Here is a 15,382-nt window from a genome sequence, read left to right on the forward strand (position 1 = left end):
TCGGTTTTCTCCGCGCCAAATCCCGCAGCCCGATCATCCCGAGCGCCGCCGAGGGATGATCACCTTTGCGTGTTGCGCCTTGGCAAAGGATATTCCCGCGCGCGCGGCGCGCCTCTAAAGCTGGTGTCCGGTACGGTCCCGCTTCGTTGCCAGATAGTCGGCGTTCAGCTCGCCATGCCCCGCGATCAGCGGCACGCGGTCATCGACAGCGACACCCTCCGCCTCTAGCCCGGCGACTTTGTGCGGATTGTTGGTGAGCAGGCGAATGCGGGCCGCTCCGACGCCGCGCAGCATCGCCGCGGCGATGCCGAAGTCACGTTCGTCGACTTCGAAGCCAAGGCGCAGATTCGCGTCCACCGTGTCGAATCCCTGATCCTGCAGCCGATAGGCGCGCAGTTTGTTGAGGAGACCGATGCCGCGACCTTCCTGCTGAAGATAAAGAAGAATGCCGCCGCCATCCGCGGCGATGGCATCCAGCGCCGCTCGCAGCTGGTCGCCGCAGTCGCATTTCAGACTGCCCAGCACATCGCCCGTCAGGCAGGCGCTGTGCAGGCGGGTCAGCGGCGCGTCGCCATACGCCCCCTTGCCAATCATCAGCACCAGATGCTCTGGACCGCCGGGGCTGCGAAAAGCGATGACCTGCGTATCTTTCGCCGCCTTGAGCGGCAGGCGCGCGCGGGTGACTTCGGCCAGTGTGGCCGGTGCGCGGTGCGCCTCAATCTCCGCGACACCGACGGTCAGGAAATTATCGTCGTCACGCGCGGGCCGCATGTGCAGCGCCGGAAGCAGTCCGGCCAGTTTGGCCAGTTGCAAGGCGGCCCTGGCGCGCGCGGTATCGTCGACAGTGACTGTGCGGAAGGGGCCTTTCATCGGCTTCGACAGGTCCAATGTGGGATCCGCTATCGCGGCCGCGCCCGCGGCGTCGATCCAGTCAGGGCGCGCGATACCGACCGCCTGCATGCCTGCCGCGCCCAGCTGGTTCGCAAGGGCGAGCTGGGCCGCGCGCTTGTCGGTAATCAGAATGTCCGCGCGCGCATCGCCCTCGAACGCCTCCAGTGCATCCTCGCCGCAAAGTTCGACGGGCAGCACGGCAAGGCCGGCGACATTGGCCGCGCGGCCCCGCCTCAATTCATCAATGGCCCGTTCGGCGGCGATGCTCATAAGGGCGCTAGACCTCCATCTCGGTGATCAGCGGAATGTGATCGCTTGGCTTTTCCCAGCTGCGCGCGGGTTCGAGGACGCGGTGCGCGCGGATCTTGCTCCGCAGTTCCGGCGAGACCCACACGTGATCGAGACGGCGGCCGCGATCACCTTTTGTCCAGTCTTTCGCGCGGTAGCTCCACCATGTGTAGAGCCGTTCGGGCGCGGGGATCATCAGGCGGCCGACATCGACCCAGCCATGCGCGTCCTGCAACCGCTTCATGGTGTCGACTTCGATGGGCGTATGGCTGACGACCTTCAGGAGCTGCTTGTGGCTCCAGACGTCGGATTCCAGCGGCGCGATGTTGAAATCGCCCATCATGATGGTGGGCGTGTCGAGCGTTTCCGACCATTTCGTCATGCGCTCGTAAAAATCCAGCTTCTGGCCGAATTTCGGGTTCTCTTCACGGTCAGGCACATCACCGCCCGCAGGGATATAGACGTTCTCAAGCAACAGGCCCGATGGCAGGCGAACGCCGATATGGCGTGCCTCGCCATTGTCCTGCCAGTCATGGCGGCGGTCCTCGGTCAGCGGTACCCTGGAAACGATGGCAACGCCGTGATGCATCGGCTGCCCGTTCAGGATGCGATATTTATATCCCATCCCTTCGAAGGCCTCGTGCGGGAATTGGGAATCCCGCACCTTGGTTTCCTGCAGGCAGATGATGTCCGGGTCTTCGGCCATCACCAGCTGTTCGATCAGGTGAAGGCGGATGCGGACGCTGTTGATGTTCCAGCTGACGAATTTCAATGTGCTCATGCCAAGTCAGCTAGCGTCCCGCGCCGGTGGCCGCAAAAGAAATGACCTCCGCCCCTTTCCAAAAAAGAAAAGAGACGGAGGCCGTAACTGCGCTCGTCACGCAAGTGAACGTGAACAGGCCGCCACAGATAACAGGGGGCAAATCCTGCGACGTCCCGTTCCGCTCACCACGTTAAAGGTAGTTGGGCGCGCCGCAGGTCACAATGCCGCGCAGGCTCGCCCCACCGCGCGCGCGATGCGCTTTGGCCCCAATCGGTTACGGATGCGAAGCGTTCTGCGCCGATTTGCGAGATCGGCATGCGTCAGCGCCGCTTCCGCGTGCGCGGATCCCTGAATCGGAACGCATTGTCATTGACGGTGACGTTGAACTTCACATCGGTCAGCGCGACGCGCGTTGTATTGCCCTGCGCGTCGATGACGTTCCATCCGGTCAGTGACAGGTTGGCGGGGGCACCGCGCTCCCGGTCGAAATAGAGCGTGATGATGCCATATTCCGGATGCTTGCGATCGCGAGCCTCGATAATCAGCGCCTGGTCGTCCGATGATTTTACCCGCGCGAATTTCGCCAGGTCGGCGCGCGGATCGAGCAGAACCGACAGCGGGGTCGATTTTATGGGAAAACGCTGCACCTGGCGGACCTCGTAGTCGATGACATTCAGGCTTTTGCCATCGGCCACCACGAGCAGCGGGATGCCCTTTTCATATTGAAAGCGAATCTTGCCGGGCCGTGCGAGATACACCCGCCCCGTCGTCGTCGCGCCATTGCCCGCAACCTGCGTGAAGTTCGCGGTCATGGTCTTCGTCGCCTCCAGATGGCGCGTCAGCTCTGGCAGTGTCGCCGCAGCAGGCGCGGCCAAAGCGAGCCCCAGAAGGGCGGTCAATATCATTTTGAAGCGCATCATTCGTGCAGCCTTCCCTAAACATGTGTATTCCGCCTTCTGCCTGAACGGGCTTGAATGGCAATTGAATGTCCCGGCGATGAACGAACGATACGGGACAGGGCTCCGCTTTCGCCCGGTCTGAATGTCAGGTCGGTCGGGACATGACAGGTTCAGGCCGGACCGGGTAAGAGCTTTGTCATGATTCGAACGCTTTGCCTGTCGGCCCTTTTCGCCTTTCCTATTGCAACGGCATCCGCGCAGCCTGCCGCCGCGCCTGTGGAGCTGGAGGCGGAACAGGAAAGGCGGGCGGAAATCCAGTCCGAACCGGACACTGCGGCCCCCGGCGGCGAAGCGCAAGCGGTCGCCGCTGAAACGCCGCCGGTTTTTCGGACGGAGCAGGTGACGCTGAATACCGCGAAAGGGCCGATCGTGATCGCGCTCGAGGTGGAACGCGCGCCGATCACCGCGAAGAACTTCCTGCGCTATGTGCGGGAGGGGCGGTTCAACGGCATGAGCTTTTACCGCGCCTCCAACATCGCCGAGGGATACGGCCTGATCCAGGGCGGGACGCAGGGAAATCCGAAAATGGTCCTGCCCGCCATCCGGCACGAGCCGACAACCCAGACCGGCCTGTCGCACACCGCAGGCACGATCTCAATGGCGATGGGCGCGCCCGGGACCGCCACTGGCGATTTCTTCATCGTCGTCGGCGACCTGGTGTCACTGGACGCGGCAGACGGCGCCCCGGGCTTCGCCGCGTTTGGCAAGGTGGTCGAGGGCATGGATGTCGTCCTCGACATCCTCGACGACGCCACCGATCCCAATGAGGGCACCGGCAGCATGCGCGGCGAAATCCTCGCGAAGCCCGTGCAGATCCGCAGTGCCGAAAAAGGCGGCTAGGCACGCCGATTGCGGGTGACCCCGTCGCGGGTTAGGCTGGTCCGCGCGACGACAGGGGGGAACGGCCGGCGTGATTGAGACTGTCTTCATTACCGCGCTGCTGGTCGTCACGGCCTCGATCATTCATTTTCGCGTGCTGCGCTGGTGCTACGGCATGGTCATGGGCGATGATCGCCGGACAACGCATCCGATGTTGCTGGTGATTGGCGTGATCTTCGTGGCGCATCTGGCCGAAGTGTTTCTTTACGCGCTGGGCTATCTGGTCATGGAGCTTTGGCTGGGCGTCGGGACGCTGAACGGCGCGCGTGAGGGCGGCGGCACCGACACGCTGTTCGATCTCTTCTACTTTTCCATCGCAAGCTACACCACGCTGGGGATTGGCGACATTGTGCCGACCGGCCCGATGCGCCTGCTGACGGGAATAGAATCGCTGCACGGGCTGGTCCTGATCGCGTGGAGCAGCAGTTTTACCTATTTGATGATGGAGCAGCTATGGGGCGCGGAGGTCGAGGGGGAATAGGGATGGGAGGCTCTGGGTCTGATCTTGACGGATCACATGCCGTTTCGCTTTTTTTGACGCTGCGCTGAGCCCCGTTCCGCCCCGCGCCCCCGCCCAGCCATCCATGAGTGTATCCTTGCGGGTGGCTGGGCGGGGGCGCGGGGCGGAACGGGATGTGATCCGTTAGGGATCACCCACAAGCTACGCCGGGATCGCCAGTTCGCGCTCCTGATAGGCCATGGTCCACTCGCCGAGGTCGGCCAGCATAATCCCGGCGGCGCTTTCCAGTTCTTCGGCGAGCGCGTCCAGATCGCGGGCTTTGCGCAGGCGCGCGGCGCTGATCTCCAGATCGTGCGCAGTGGCGTGCGAGCGGCTGGCGGCCAGGACGAATTCACCGTGACCGCGAATGCCGTAAACCGCCGCGCCGATCGCAGGAAGGCCAGCGGTCACGATCACGAACCAGTAAACATTGGCCATGATCCACGGCTTGAAGAACAGATAGCCGACAACGAACAGCAGGCAGGCCGCGATCACCGTCCCCATCATCACATTGCCGACCTGATGCAGGCGGTGGTCGAGGTCATGCATGCGGTGCGCGTTGACGCGGTGATAGCTGGCCTGCGGTTCCAGCTGTTCCTCGATCATCAGCTGGGACAGCTGCGTGACGGTCTCATCGGTCACGACGCCCGCCGGGTCCGGCATCTGCCGCCAGATCGCCCCGGCATACCATTTGGTCCACTTCGTGCCCCGGTCCGCGCGGCGCGAACGGCTGGCGATGCGATGATCCAGAAAAGGCGGGATCGCGACGCCTGTGCGGCGCAAATAGGGGAGCGGACGCAGCGTTTCAGCGAGGTAGCGATATTGCAGCCAGCGGCGGTGCCAGTCACCCTTGTGCCCCGCTCTGGTAGAGTAAAACAGCAGCCCGATGACGACCAGTTCGCCAATGACCAGATAGAATTTCGCGTCTGGCAGGACGAGGCCGGTCAGCGCCAGCATGACCGCGAACGCGGCCAGGCAGTAATTCATGACATGGCCGCTGCGGAATAATTGTGCGTAGTGGATCGCCAGGCCATTCGCCCAGCCATAAGCGCGCTCGAGCACGTCAAGGCCCTGGGCGAAGTCGGGCCCGGCGTCGACTGTGCGCGCGCGCAGCGTTTTCCATTCGGCGGCCGCGCTCTCCTCGAACGGGTCCTGCCGCCATGCGCCGCCGGTGAGTTTCTTCACGCCCGTCAATGCCAGCAGAAGCGGATATTCGATGCGCGCATTGGTCCGGCGTTCGCGTTCAGAGAAGTAGCTTTCAAGCTCGGCCTTTTCGATATCCGTCGGCGGGCCGAGGCGATCGGCGATGATGGCGCAGATGGTATCGATATTGGCGGGGACGGGCGGCGCGGGCTCGGCGCCCCCGGAATGAAGGTCCTCCCGCGCACCAAGAATGACGGGCAGGGCGCCGGACGCGCCCGGTGCCTCCGACACGGGAATGTGAATGACGGGCGTACCGCGCGCCGCGGCAAGCTGTACGATGTGCCCGGTGCCGCCCTCGCCCCGGCTCGGCTTGCCATCCCAGATGGCGATCAGAATATCGGATTTCGCCACGACGGTATGGCCGGTCGATACATAGGCCGCCGCCTCGTTCTCGCGCTTTCCGGGCAGGGTGAAGATGCTGTCCGCATCGGCCATCATGGTCCGGAACGTCTCGCGTTCCGGGCCGGCGGCGAAGTCATTGGCATATTCGCCGCGCTCGAACGGCAGCAGCGCCCGCACGCGAAACCCGTGCGCCTTCGCCGCCTCCGCCGCCATCTGGTCGGCGCCCGTCGCCATGGGCGAATGCAGGACCAGCCGCGGCGGCGTCTCCGCGAATGCGGACGGCAATGCGCCGCCATGCGTGTCGTGCAGCCGCTCCACCCCTTCGGCCAGCGCGCCGAAAATCGCGTGCAGATGCGGCACCGCCCGGCGCAGCGCCGCCTCGGGCATGACCGCTGTACGGTGCCCGGTAACGCCAACATTCAGCGCAAGCGCCGGTCGCGGCGGGTGGGGGGCACTCATCCCCTGGCTGAGCTTAAACCGCCGCGCGTCGGCGCATCAGGCCAAGGCCCAGCGCCGCGATGCCGAACAGCGCGAGCGCACCCGGTGCGGGGACGTCCTGCATGCCGGGAGGGTTTTGCAGAATTTCCGGAGCATTGGGATCACCGGCGGCCCGGAAGAAGACCTGAGGATCTGGCAGCGAGCGCGGTGACAGCCCCTGGCTCAACGCACTGAAACCGCCGCCGCCGGCGATCCCTCCTCCGCCAAGAGGGTCGCTGAAAGTGGCGATGGCCGCCATGCAGCTATCCTGGCCGTCGTTCAGACATATATCCGATGACTTTGAGGTAACATTGGATTCAACCTCAATGTCAAAAGTGTCACCAACACCCAGCGTACCCGCAAAAATATCCAGCAGCGTGTCCTGCCAGCTGAATAACACCGTGTTGGCATCGTAGTTCAGAAAAGCTTCGCCGCCATTGAATTTGTTCAGGTCATCAGACCTGGTGAATAGCGATATGCCGTTATTATCGTTTTCTGCGAAAGCCGCGAAAAGATCAAATGTGAATATCTCGGCTCCATTCACTCTTATCGTAAAGTCGACTGTCGCTTCTGCCCTTAGTCCCGCAGCAAAGATCGAAAGGGAACCGCCACCATCGAAATCCCGCGTGCTTGCAGCGCAGGTGACAATACGCCCGTCCCGACATGTGTCTCCTAGCATGTCAGGGATGTATAGAGCGGCACCACCACCGAAAACGAGCGGCTTAATACGAACATCCTGAGCGGCGCCGGAATTGTTCGTGATCGTCTGCCGGATCAGGGTGGAGGACCGACTTGTTGTGCCGTCGCCAGCGGCTGCGGAGTGGTTGATATAGCTGATCGTTCCGTTTTCATCTTGGGATACGCTGGCCTGCGCATTGCCGAACGACGTCCCGAAGCCCTGCGTGTCGGCGATGGTGATGTCATCCACATTCGTCGCGCCAGGTGCGGATACAGAAGGCGCGTCACCGGATCGTGGAACGATATTGGTATCCAGCTGGGTCGTGGTGACGACGCTTGCGAGCGCGCTGCCGGATTGAAAAGCCAAAGCAGCTGCGGCCATCACGATTGACGTCTTATATCCATTTGTCACGTTACATACCTCTCTTATATCAACATGCTGACAAGTCATCATGTTGAAAATGAATGAGAACACGAAAGACAAACGGGAAATATGCTGCGGCGTGCCCCCCGGATCACGCGTTCGTTCCGCTTACGAAAATGCCCTATAAAGCTTCGCAGGTCAACCAGTGATGGGCAGACCTCTCTGCGCGCATTTTTCCAGAAGGCCCTGTGCGCTCACACTGTCGAGCCCAATCGTTTCCGCTAGGATATTTGCGCCCTTAATGCATGCATTTCCCGCCTCCTTAACTCGTCCGGCGGCATGCAGTACAATCGCCCGGTGTATTTCTAAGTCTCCGTGATTGGCATGTTTTTGCCCATAGCCAATGTCGTAGTTTTTTTTCGCGAACTGCAAATGCTTAAGGGCTTTTTCAGTTTGCCCTTGGCCGCTCAAAGACATCGCAAGGTACACGTGAGCAAAACCGGTTTCGAAATGGCCTTCTGGATAGGCGGACGACAATCCATTTAACGCGCTACGGTACATTTCCTCTGCCTCAGGTAGGCGCTCCAAGGCGTACAACGAGTTACCAAGATTCATTCGGGACTGCGCAAGCGTAGGATGCTCTTCATCCAATATACTAACCAATATTTCTAACGCCAATTTCGCTCCCTCGATAGCAGCTTCAGCGTTGCCGTCCTGTAGCTGCGTGAAGGCTAGGTTATTAAGCGTGGTCGCGTAATCGATGTGCTTTGTACCCGCTTCGCGTTCGTAGATTTTCAGCGCCTCTTTGTAGGCGGCTTTCGCCTCGGTAAAGCGGCCATCTTGCGCGAGTACCAAGCCTTTAACGCCTATCGCACGCGCCCGGGCCGTATCATATTCTGGGCCCATTTCGATATATAAGCTTATAGCTGTGGTATAAAATTCTAAGGACTGAGGTATTTGAAGCTTGTCTCGGTGGATCAGTCCAAGAAGTTCATTCCCCCATGCGCGTAATTCTGCGGCTTTGTCCCAATCATCCTGGATGCCATGTAACGTATCACTGACCGTTTTCTCCGCCTCATCCAGACGCCCTCGATGATACATTGTGAGCCCCGAATAGAGACTTAGCCACGCCGCTGCTTCCGACCCCGGTTCGGCAATCTTCTTGCCGCGGAACAGCATCGTGTCCGACTCGTCGTACAGCCCCAGATTTTTATATATGCTTCCGAGAGCCTGATAGAGCCGGACCTGTACTGCCGGTTCATTGGCCAGCTCCGTCTCCACTCGGTCCGCGCTGCGTTCCAGAATCGAAAAGGCGGTGATCGTCCGCGCATTTTCGGTCGCCGGATTTGCCACGGCGAAGGTGTCGACCAGGAAATCCACGGTCGCCTCGGCGCGGCGTTCGTTCGCTTCCGCCATCTGGCGCTGTTCGACGGCTTCGGCGCGCTGGTCGTTGGCGTAGAGCGCCAGTGCGCCGGTGGCGACGGACGCCGTCATGGACGCGCCGGTGATGATCGCCATGCGGCGCTGCCGCCGGGCCTGGTCGCGACGGACCAGCTCGTCAAGGCCGATGCCGAGCATCCCCGCCGCCAGTTTGAGGAAGGCGAGGCGCTTGCCATCGGCATGTTTGCGGGCATCGGCGCAGATCGGCTCTATGGGCGGCCCGCCGGGGGTTTCCGGTTCCAGCAAAGCGGGCGGCAGGCAATCATCATCGCCGCCCGAACCGGGTTCCCCATCGACGATGAACGGCAGCACCCGCGCCGCGCCGTGCCGCTTGCGATAGGCGCGGACTTCCTCATTCACCCATTTCGACCTGGCTGACGCCGGCGAGCAGAGCAGGATGAGATGGCCCGAACCCTCAATCGCGTCCATCAGCGCGGGCCCCAGGGCGGAAGACGCCGTCAGTTCATCGCGGTCACGAAATACCGGGCGCAGCGTGCGGCGACCGGCATGCTCGTGCGCGGCGGCCTTCGGCACGCGGTAGTTTTCCAGCTTCCGGTGCAGCCACGATGCCCAGTGCTTGTCCTTATGCGCATAGCTGATGAACGCGGCATAGCGCAGGCGCGCATGCACGCGCCGCTCTTCACCGTCATACATCTCCACCACCATGACCGGCTACCCCCCACTTCCCGTTAACTATATTCGCGAGAATCGTTCCGGGGGCAAGGCGCGCTTTGGAGAAGGGGGCGATGGCCGTGGTTCTGCATGGAGCACCCTACGCCCAGGATGACGGGATTGGGGATGATTGGCCTTAATTCATAATGGCCGGGTTCTGGAGAAAGCTTCAGCTCGCAATGCGCGGGCCGTATCGCGTGTAGCTTGAGAATGCCGCCGCCCATTGGCGCTAAAGCCGGTTGCCCTTGCCATCGATCAGAACTTCGCGGCGGCCGACATGATCCGCCGCGCTGATGATGCCCATTTCCTCCAGCTGGTCGATCAGCCGCGCGGCCTTGTTATAGCCGATCCTGAGGTGGCGCTGGACATGGCTGGTGGAGGCCTTTTGCGTGTCCTGCACGACCTTGATGGCGCGGCGGAGAAGTTCGGCTTCCGGATCTTCCTCTTCACCCGGCATCAGCGCATCGCCGCCGCCGCCGGGCAGGGGAATGCCATATTGGTCTAGCTCTGGCTCAGGCTCCTCGGTGACGGCGTCGACATAATCGGGGCTGCCCTGTTCGCGCCAGTGATCGGCGACGCGTTCGACCTCCTCATCCGACACGAACGGTCCGTGCACACGGGTCAGGAACTTGCCGCCATTCATGAACAGCATGTCGCCCTTGCCCAGAAGCTGTTCCGCGCCCTGCTCGCCAAGGATGGTGCGGCTGTCGATTTTCGACGTGACGGAGAAGCTGATCCGCGTCGGCAGGTTCGCCTTGATGACGCCGGTGATGACATCCACCGACGGGCGCTGTGTCGCCATGATCAGATGGATACCCGCCGCGCGCGCCTTCTGCGCCAGCCGCTGGATCAGGAATTCGACCTCCTTGCCGGCGGTCATCATCAGGTCGGCCAGTTCATCGACGACGATCACGATCAGCGGCAGCGGCTCATATTCCAGCGTTTCGGTCTCGTAGATCGGCTGGCCGGAATCGGGGTCGTAGCCTGTGTGCACGCGCCGCTCGAACGGCTTGCCGGAGGCCTTGGCCTCGGTAACCTTGTCGTTGAAGGCGGCAAGCGAGCGGACGTTGACGCTCGCCATCATGCGATAGCGTTCCTCCATCTGCTCGACCGCCCATTTCAGCGCGCGGATGGCCTTGGCGGGTTCCGTGACCACGGGCGACAGCAGATGCGGGATGCCGTCATAGACACTCAGCTCCAGCATCTTCGGGTCGATCATGATGAGACGGCATTTACCGGGTTCCAGCCGATAGAGCAGCGACAGGATCATCGCGTTGAGGCCAACGGACTTGCCCGATCCGGTGGTACCCGCGATCAGCAGATGCGGCATCGGCGCCAGGTCGGTGACGACCGGCAGGCCGGCAATGTCCTTGCCCAGAACCAGCGGCAGCGCCCCTTTCGCGCGTTCGAAACTGGCGTCTGAAAGGAGTTCGGACAGAACCACGATTTCGCGGTTTTTATTGGGCAGCTCAATGCCGATGACGTTGCGGCCGGGCACAACCGCAACCCGCGCGGATACGGCCGACATGGAGCGGGCGATGTCGTCGGCCAGGCCGATGACGCGGCTCGACTTAATGCCGGGCGCCGGTTCCAGCTCGTACATGGTGACGACGGGGCCGGGGCGAACCTCGACGATTTCTCCCTTCACGCCGAAATCGTCGAGCACGGTTTCAAGCACGCGGGCATTCTGTTCCAGTGCGGCCTCGTCGATCCTGTCGCCGGTGCTTTTCGGCGGGTCGGCAAGCAGGGACAGGGGCGGCAGCTGCGCCTTGTCGCCTAGGCCAAGCGCTGACTGCCGTTCGCGTGCCGCGCGTTTCGAGGGCTTGGCCGCCTTCGCGACCTTGCGCACGGGACGCTTGGGACTGGCGGGTGCCGCACTGTCCTGCACGGGCTCGGCATCGTCGTCCGCCGCTCTGCTGCGCCGCGCGCGCGGACGGATTTCGGCGTCCTCGGCATGGTCACGCGCGAACAGGGCGGCGATCATGCCCCTGGGAAGGGCAAGGCCGGTCAGGAACAATGCCGCCGTACCGATGCCGAGCAGCGCGCTGAGGGCGTAGGCTGCGGCGCGGGGCGGGCTGTTCGGCGGCAGCAACGCGCCCACGGTTTCCGCCAGCCAGCCGCCAAGCTGCCCGAACAGGCCGCCAGCGCCGGCGGGCGGACCGGTGATGGGCAGCATGCCCAGGCCGACGGCACCCAGAAGGACGGCAAGCAGCGTCATCGCGATGCGGCTGCCCAGGCGCGGACGCGGGGTCCTGCGCGCCAGCCGAAAGCCGGTGATGACGGTAAGGGGGACGATCAGCGCGCCCGCATAGCCGAACAATTGCAGCGCCATGTCGGAAAAGAGCGCGCCAGGCGCGGCCATCCAGTTTGCCGGTGCCGACGTTGTCGCGCGGTTCAGGGATGGGTCCATCGGGTCATGGCTGAGCAGCGCTAGCGCCATGGCGATGCCGGTCAGGACGATGCAGACACCAAGCACGCTGCGCAGCGCGGCACCGCCTGCACTGCCGCTTCCAACCGCCGCCGCGGACCGTGGTTTCGCTGTCGCCATTTGCGCATGTTCGCAAATTGTGGCGGGGCAGCACAAGAACGAATAGTGAATCCGATCACAAAAAATGGCCGAGGGCGCAAAACGCACCCCCGGCCAGGTTATGTTCGGCCCCCGGATAGGGTCTGTGCGAGCGAGCAAGACGCGGAATCCCGCTATCTCGCAATCTGTATTTCAAGTGGCGTGCCAATTCTGTAAAATAAAATAATATCATGATGTTGTGCAAATTTTGTGAAAATCGGTTCGTGCTGCGATGCACAATGGCTGTGCAGATGCACGACCCTGCTGCCCGGTTTTGCACCGTCCGCTTTTCCCCAAGGCATATCACGCTGCGGCAAGCTGCTGCCTTGCAGGCCTTCGCGCGCTGCGTAAGGGGAGGGGCATGGACACGAAAACAGATGCGATCCTGATCGGCGGCGGTCTTGTGGGTATGGTGACGGCCCTTGCGCTGGCGGCCTTTGGCGTGCGGACCGTCGTGATTGACGCCGCGGACCTCGAAGCGACCGTCGCACCGGATTTTGACGGACGCGCAACGGCAATCGCCAGCGCATCCTGGCGTATGTTCCGCGCACTTGGCCTGTCGGACAGGCTGACGGAAAGCGCAAATCCGATCAACGAAATCCGGGTGACCGAAGGACTGAGGCGCGCGCATCTGCACTTTGACGGGCGCGAGGCGGACGGCGATCCGCTGGGCCATATGGTGGAAAACCGGCATTTGCGCCGCGCGCTCATCGATGCCGGACAGGCGGAGTCGCTGATCGATATTCGCGCGCCTGCCAGAACGAGTGAGATCGACCGGGCCGAACACGGCGTCACGGTCACGCTGGATAATGGCGACACGGTGCGTGCGCCGCTGCTGATCGGCGCGGACGGGCGCCGTTCCCGCATTCGCGATGCGGCAGGGATCCGGATCGCCCGGTGGCAATATGACCAGACCGCCATTGTCGGTATGATCGAACATGAAAAGTCGCACGGCGATGTCGCGTTCGAGCTGTTTTACCCGGCCGGACCTTTTGCGATCCTTCCCATGCGGCCCGGCACCCGCTCAGCGATCGTATGGACGGTCGAGGGTGACGACGCGAAGGCCTATCTGGGCCTGCCGCCACGTGCGCTTGCGGCGGAAATCGACAAGAAGATCGGCGGGTTCCTCGGCCAGATCACCATCGCGGCGACACCATCATCTTATCCGCTCGGTTTTCATCACGCGACGGCCTATACGGCCAGCCGCCTTGCGCTGGTCGGCGATGCCGCCCACGGCATTCATCCGATCGCGGGACAGGGGCTCAATATGGGCCTGCGGGATGCGGCGGCCCTTGCAGAGGTGGTGGGGGATGCGGTTGGCCTTGGCCTCGATATTGGCGAGGCGGAGGTGCTGGAACGCTATTCGCGCTGGCGCGGGTTCGACAATGTCGCCGTTGCGGCGAGCACGGACATCCTGAACCGATTCTTCGGCCTGCCGGGCAAGACGATGAGCCGCGTGCGCGCCTTTGGCCTGGGCGCGGTCGAACGCGCCGGCCCGCTAAAGCAGTTCTTCATGTCGGAAGCGCGTGGCGCTTCGGGTGACCTGCCGCAATTGCTGCGCGGGGAGCGGCCCTGACCAGTCAACGCCAAGGCGCAGGTCTTCACGACGACAGAAGGCTGTTCACCGCGGCTTTCAGCGCATCCTCGGCCAGCGGTTTCTGAACCACGCTTACGCCCGGAAATTCACGCGCAATTTCTGTTTCTTCATCATAGCCCGTCGCAAATACGAACGGAATATTCATCAGGGCGAGTTTTCTGGCAATAGCGGCGCTCGTTTCCGCGCCCAGGTTGAAGTCCAGAACAGCGAAAGCGGGGCGCCTTCTGGCAAGAAAGGCGAAACCTTCCTTCACATCGGCAGCGATATGAACGGAATCCGCCCCCATTTTGATCAGGGTATCCTCAATATCCATCGCAATGATGATGCTGTCCTCGACCACCAGGACATCGCCGCAAAGCGCGATATTGCCCTCACATGCGCGGGCCGTGCGCGAGGTTGCGACGGCATCATCACTGACAGTCCCGCCGCGCGCTGCCCCTTCAGCCAGATCGGCTTGGGCCGCGCGACCGGCATCACTGCCGTTTACGGCCTGAACATGACTTTGCTGGCGACGCTGTTCGTCCCCGCACGCCGTCACGTCGGCCGCCAGTTTTCGTTCATTGGTCTGTATCACAACGCTTCTCAACTTCCGGCGCAGCGGTCCCGGCAATCGCGGCGAAAGGAACAGGCAATGGGCCTGACCTCCGCCGTCGCGGCCGCACACGCCACTACATCGGTCCCCTGGCACACCCTTTTGAAGGCTCACGCGCCCACGTCAAGCGATTCAGGTTTAACATATGTTGTGTTTACAAGGGCCTGGGCGCGATTTGCAGAGTGTCAGCCGGTGCCAATCTGCTCATTTTCCATGTGCGAACCGGCGATTATCTAAACGATACGGAGCCGTTCCTGGCTTCGCCAGCAACAGGTCCGATTTTCGTCCATTACGCCGGATGACGACCCGAATTGACAATGTCGCGCCGATCAGTCGAGCCGATTAGTCAAGCTTTCGGGCTTCCTCGATTAGCATGACGGGAATGCCATCACGTATGGGATAGGCGAGTCCCGCCGACGTGCTGATCAGTTCCTGCGCGTCGCGATCATAGCGCAGCGGCTGTTTGGTGAGCGGGCATACGAGCACTTCCAGCACACGCGGGTCGACGTCCGGGGGTGCCCCGCCCCATTCAGTGGACATTGGAACTGCCGATGCCGGAGGACTGCGCATCACCCGCGAAACGCATCAGCGCTTCCAGTGTGGCGGCGCGGCGCGGCAGATCGGCCGCTTCCAGCAAAGCCTGTTTTTCCGCCGGGCCGAACGGGCAAACGGAGGACAGCGTGTTCACCAGCGATTCGTCATCCGCCTGTTTCACCGATTCCCAGTCGGCGCTGAGGTCATGCGCATCGAGATATTCCTTCAGAATTTCCTCAAGGCTCTGACGTGTCGTCGCATCCAGCACGACGGGCTGGCCGAAATCGCTATGAAAGACGTCATAATCGGCTTCAACCTGCCGATAGGGAGTCGTCGCGTCGAATTCCTGCAGCACACGAAACCGCGTGATACCGGACAATATGATCGTGAACCGGCCATCGTCGGATTCAGTGAACTGCGTGATGCGGCCAAGACCGCCAACATCGTAAAGACGGTTGTCGTCCAGCGTCTGGATCATGCCGATCATGCGGTCGCCCGCCATCGCATCGCGGACCATTTCCAGATAACGCGGTTCGAAGATATTGAGCGGCAGATTACCACGCGGCAGCACCATCGCGCCGTTCAACGGAAAGATCGCGATACGTCGGGGGAGTCCTTCGGCGCTGATCCGTGTCATG

At 62.3% G+C, this 15,382-nt stretch carries 13 protein-coding genes; 3 read left to right on the forward strand and 10 right to left on the reverse strand.

What is annotated here, in order from left to right; translation table 11 throughout:
- Positions 1-114 precede the first annotated feature (114 nt).
- From ribA to KCG44_RS04815, 3 genes are all read right to left on the reverse strand, one after another.
- Positions 115-1,161 (reverse strand): GTP cyclohydrolase II, encoded by a 1,047-nt coding sequence (gene ribA, locus KCG44_RS04805; protein ID WP_218444546.1) that lies wholly within the window; start codon positions 1,159-1,161, stop codon positions 115-117.
- A gap of 7 nt (positions 1,162-1,168) precedes the next feature.
- On the reverse strand, positions 1,169-1,960 hold the full coding sequence (gene xth / locus KCG44_RS04810; protein WP_218444547.1) for an exodeoxyribonuclease III: 792 nt from the start codon (positions 1,958-1,960) through the stop codon (positions 1,169-1,171).
- 302 nt (positions 1,961-2,262) lie between these two features.
- Positions 2,263-2,862, reverse strand: coding sequence for a LolA family protein (locus KCG44_RS04815; RefSeq protein ID WP_218444548.1), 600 nt, complete (start codon positions 2,860-2,862; stop codon positions 2,263-2,265).
- Between the two features lie 177 nt (positions 2,863-3,039).
- On the opposite strand from KCG44_RS04815, the gene KCG44_RS04820 reads away from it, so the two are divergent.
- The gene (locus tag KCG44_RS04820) at positions 3,040-3,741 is read left to right on the forward strand and encodes a peptidylprolyl isomerase (protein ID WP_218444550.1); all 702 of its coding nucleotides are present in this window, start codon (positions 3,040-3,042) and stop codon (positions 3,739-3,741) included.
- A 70-nt stretch (positions 3,742-3,811) separates the two neighbouring features.
- Entirely contained in the window at positions 3,812-4,261 is a 450-nt protein-coding gene (locus tag KCG44_RS04825; RefSeq protein ID WP_218444551.1) for an ion channel, read from the forward strand.
- Positions 4,262-4,441: 180 nt separating this feature from the next.
- On the opposite strand, the gene KCG44_RS04830 is transcribed toward KCG44_RS04825, so the two are convergent.
- The 4 genes from KCG44_RS04830 to KCG44_RS04845 all read right to left on the reverse strand — a co-directional run bounded on the left by KCG44_RS04830 (position 4,442) and on the right by KCG44_RS04845 (position 12,003).
- Complete coding sequence (locus KCG44_RS04830; protein WP_218444552.1) at positions 4,442-6,283, reverse strand: hypothetical protein; 1,842 nt, start codon at positions 6,281-6,283, stop codon at positions 4,442-4,444.
- A 13-nt stretch (positions 6,284-6,296) separates the two neighbouring features.
- Positions 6,297-7,391: a PEP-CTERM sorting domain-containing protein gene (locus KCG44_RS04835; protein ID WP_218444553.1), complete on the reverse strand. Its 1,095-nt coding sequence runs from the start codon at positions 7,389-7,391 to the stop codon at positions 6,297-6,299.
- Positions 7,392-7,541: 150 nt separating this feature from the next.
- On the reverse strand, positions 7,542-9,449 hold the full coding sequence (locus KCG44_RS04840; protein ID WP_218444554.1) for a toll/interleukin-1 receptor domain-containing protein: 1,908 nt from the start codon (positions 9,447-9,449) through the stop codon (positions 7,542-7,544).
- A gap of 235 nt (positions 9,450-9,684) precedes the next feature.
- Positions 9,685-12,003 carry a DNA translocase FtsK gene (locus KCG44_RS04845; RefSeq protein WP_218444555.1) on the reverse strand — a complete coding sequence of 773 codons (2,319 nt, stop codon included), beginning with the start codon at positions 12,001-12,003 and terminating at the stop codon, positions 9,685-9,687.
- 379 nt (positions 12,004-12,382) lie between these two features.
- On the opposite strand from KCG44_RS04845, the gene KCG44_RS04850 reads away from it, so the two are divergent.
- On the forward strand, positions 12,383-13,597 hold the full coding sequence (locus KCG44_RS04850; RefSeq protein ID WP_218444556.1) for a UbiH/UbiF/VisC/COQ6 family ubiquinone biosynthesis hydroxylase: 1,215 nt from the start codon (positions 12,383-12,385) through the stop codon (positions 13,595-13,597).
- A gap of 25 nt (positions 13,598-13,622) precedes the next feature.
- Here the strand turns inward: KCG44_RS04850 and KCG44_RS04855 are convergent, their stop codons facing one another.
- The 3 genes from KCG44_RS04855 to KCG44_RS04865 all read right to left on the reverse strand — a co-directional run bounded on the left by KCG44_RS04855 (position 13,623) and on the right by KCG44_RS04865 (position 15,381).
- On the reverse strand, positions 13,623-14,192 hold the full coding sequence (locus KCG44_RS04855) for a response regulator (protein WP_218444557.1): 570 nt from the start codon (positions 14,190-14,192) through the stop codon (positions 13,623-13,625).
- Positions 14,193-14,552: 360 nt separating this feature from the next.
- Positions 14,553-14,750 carry a Trm112 family protein gene (locus KCG44_RS04860; protein ID WP_218444558.1) on the reverse strand — a complete coding sequence of 66 codons (198 nt, stop codon included), beginning with the start codon at positions 14,748-14,750 and terminating at the stop codon, positions 14,553-14,555.
- Positions 14,740-15,381 (reverse strand): LON peptidase substrate-binding domain-containing protein, encoded by a 642-nt coding sequence (locus tag KCG44_RS04865; protein ID WP_218444559.1) that lies wholly within the window; start codon positions 15,379-15,381, stop codon positions 14,740-14,742. Before KCG44_RS04865 ends, KCG44_RS04860 begins: the two co-directional genes overlap by 11 nt.
- Position 15,382: the final 1 nt, after the last annotated feature.

Source organism: Pacificimonas pallii (assembly GCF_019204005.1).
Classification (GTDB): Bacteria; Pseudomonadota; Alphaproteobacteria; order Sphingomonadales; family Sphingomonadaceae; genus Pacificimonas; species Pacificimonas pallii.

Excerpts from the sequence above, each read along its gene's own strand:
- ribA (WP_218444546.1), bottom strand. The coding sequence starts at position 1,161 with ATGAGCATCGCCGCCGAACGGGCCATTGATGAATTGAGGCGGGGCCGC.
- xth (WP_218444547.1), bottom strand. The coding sequence starts at position 1,960 with ATGAGCACATTGAAATTCGTCAGCTGGAACATCAACAGCGTCCGCATC.
- KCG44_RS04815 (WP_218444548.1), bottom strand. The coding sequence starts at position 2,862 with ATGATGCGCTTCAAAATGATATTGACCGCCCTTCTGGGGCTCGCTTTG.
- KCG44_RS04820 (WP_218444550.1), top strand. The coding sequence starts at position 3,040 with ATGATTCGAACGCTTTGCCTGTCGGCCCTTTTCGCCTTTCCTATTGCA.
- KCG44_RS04830 (WP_218444552.1), bottom strand. The coding sequence starts at position 6,283 with ATGAGTGCCCCCCACCCGCCGCGACCGGCGCTTGCGCTGAATGTTGGC.
- KCG44_RS04840 (WP_218444554.1), bottom strand. The coding sequence starts at position 9,449 with ATGGTGGTGGAGATGTATGACGGTGAAGAGCGGCGCGTGCATGCGCGC.
- KCG44_RS04845 (WP_218444555.1), bottom strand. The coding sequence starts at position 12,003 with ATGGCGACAGCGAAACCACGGTCCGCGGCGGCGGTTGGAAGCGGCAGT.
- KCG44_RS04850 (WP_218444556.1), top strand. The coding sequence starts at position 12,383 with ATGGACACGAAAACAGATGCGATCCTGATCGGCGGCGGTCTTGTGGGT.
- KCG44_RS04860 (WP_218444558.1), bottom strand. The coding sequence starts at position 14,750 with ATGTCCACTGAATGGGGCGGGGCACCCCCGGACGTCGACCCGCGTGTG.
- KCG44_RS04865 (WP_218444559.1), bottom strand. The coding sequence starts at position 15,381 with ATGACACGGATCAGCGCCGAAGGACTCCCCCGACGTATCGCGATCTTT.